At 63.2% G+C, this 2,160-nt stretch carries 2 protein-coding genes; one reads left to right on the forward strand and one right to left on the reverse strand.

Annotated elements, in window-relative coordinates; all coding sequences use genetic code 11:
• Positions 1-160: 160 nt before the first annotated feature.
• Positions 161-286 carry a hypothetical protein gene (locus B4F07_RS00590; RefSeq protein ID WP_293704338.1) on the forward strand — a complete coding sequence of 42 codons (126 nt, stop codon included), beginning with the start codon at positions 161-163 and terminating at the stop codon, positions 284-286.
• On the opposite strand, the gene B4F07_RS00595 is transcribed toward B4F07_RS00590, so the two are convergent.
• On the reverse strand, positions 283-1,470 hold the full coding sequence (locus B4F07_RS00595; protein WP_293703778.1) for an alpha/beta hydrolase: 1,188 nt from the start codon (positions 1,468-1,470) through the stop codon (positions 283-285). The two genes, B4F07_RS00590 and B4F07_RS00595, sit on opposite strands and share 4 nt — an antisense overlap.
• Positions 1,471-2,160: the final 690 nt, after the last annotated feature.

Raw genomic sequence — 2,160 nt, forward strand, 5'->3', positions numbered from 1 at the left:
TCGGCAGCTTTTTCGGTGCGTGGATGGCGGGTCTGATCTTTGACGCCACCGGCAGCTATAATATCGCTTGGGGCATTTCGATCGCGCTCGGGCTGTTCGCGGGTCTGGTCCATCTGCCGATCGCCGATGCGCCGGTCCGACGATTGCAACCAGCGTGAGGGTGCAGCGACAGGACGTGGTGGCGCTTGCGCTGTTCGCGGTCGTCGCGGCGGGCGGACTATGGCTGTGGACCGGCGAGGGGCCAGCGATCTGGATCGCCGATTTCGCCATCATGTGCGGTTTTTAGGGCGCAGCAACCACCGGCACGCGGTTGCAGATCGCTTCGTCATCGGGCTTCGGGTCTGCCGGATCGGGAAGCAACCGGAACACATGCGCCAAATGCGTCGCCACCCGGTCGGGTCGCGCGCGCTTGTCCTGGGCGACATCGACAAAGTCGCGGCACGCGACGGCGCTGCGCAGGAAATTACTATGCCCGGTAGTGGTGCGCGACACGTCGGTCGTATCGACGACGGTCAGGCCGGCGACCGATTTTGGATAGCATCGCACCGGTAACCCCTTGGCCTTCAGATCGGCGGCTTCGAACGGATCGAAGCAATAGGGCGATCCAAGTCGCGGATAACCATGCAGCGCGCGCGACGCCGCCAGTGCCTTGTCGGCGTGCGAGACATAGACGGTGATCCGCCGGTTATTGGCGACCCGGCGCGGCGCCAGGACTTCTTCCTCGATATCGCGCTCGAAAGTTTCGCGGTCGATGTCGGGCGATGCCAGGATGACGTTCGAGATGTTGCTGCTGTCAGCGCTGCTCGACGTGCGATCGACATACGCGATGGCCGGGATCACCAGCCGTGCGCCCAGCGAGTGCGATACGACGACGATCTCCTTGACCCAAGGCCGCTCGGCCAGCGTTTTCAAGAAATCGCGGAAATTGCGGACGTCGTGATACATATTGGTCTCGTCGACCGCATAGCTCAGCACTTCGCCCTGCGACGGCCAACTATACTCGATCACCGGCCCGTCGAAGCCGGTCATCCGCGCGATCTGTGCCGCATCCTTCGACGTCGTCTCGAACGTCTCGCGATAACCATGGACGTAGAGCAGGACGCGGCCCTGCCGCCGGTCGGTCTCGGCCTGCAACGCGGTCCACCAGTCGGCCGATGCCTGGAATGCCATCGGGGTGCGGAGCTTTTTCTTGCCGCCTACCTCGGCCTCAACCGGCGCTGCGAAACGGCCATAACGCATCTTGTCGCCGCGGTGGCGCAGCAGGTTGATTTCGGACGTGCGGCAGTCGGGCAGGCGCGTGGTCGCGAAAAACAGAGGCAGCGCCTCGCCATCGACCACGGCGCCCGGCTGCGCGGTGCAGCGCGGGTCGGCGACATAGTCGGCATGGCGGACGGGGCCGTAGTCGACCGCAGCGAGGCTACAGCCCGAGACTGCCAGCGCGACAGCCGCCACCGTTAGGCGGCGCATCATCGTCACTTGCCGATCACCCCTTCGGGCAAATCTTCGCCAAACACGCGCTGATAATACTCAGCAACGATCATCCGCTCGGCCTCGTCGCATTTGTTGAGGAAGCTGAGGCGAAAGGCGAAGCCGAGATTGTTGAAGATCGCGGCATTCTGTGCCCAGCTGATCACCGTGCGCGGGCTCATCANNCACGGTCGAAATGTCGCCGTTGATAAAGCCATGGCGGGTCAAATCGGCGACCTTGACCATATTGGCGACGGTCGTGTCGTCTGTATTCGGTACTTTGGCGAGGATGATCGCGCTTTCGGTCGCCGCGGGCAGATAGTTCAGCGTAACGACAATGTTCCAGCGGTCCATCTGGCCTTGGTTGATCTGCTGCGTGCCATGATAAAGCCCGCTCGTGTCGCCGAGCCCGACGGTGTTCGCGGTCGAGAACAGCCGGAAATAGGGGTTTGGGCGGATGACGCGGTTCTGGTCTAGCAAGGTCAGCTTGCCCTCGGTCTCCAGCACGCGCTGGATCACGAANNCATCACGTCGGGGCGCCCCGCATCATATTCGTCGAACACGAGTGCGGTCGGGGTCTGCAACGCCCAGGGGAGCAAACCTTCGCGGAACTCGGTAACCTGCTGGCCGTCGCGCAGGACGATCGCGTCGCGGCCGACAAGGTCGATACGGCTGATATGCGCGTCGAGGTTG

Origin of the sequence: Sphingopyxis sp. UBA6723 (assembly GCF_002454115.1) — a bacterium.
Lineage (GTDB): Bacteria > Pseudomonadota > Alphaproteobacteria > Sphingomonadales > Sphingomonadaceae > Sphingopyxis.

What these genes read in the sequence shown, in the direction of transcription:
- B4F07_RS00595 (WP_293703778.1), bottom strand. Translation starts at nt 1,470, where the DNA reads ATGATGCGCCGCCTAACGGTGGCGGCTGTCGCGCTGGCAGTCTCGGGC.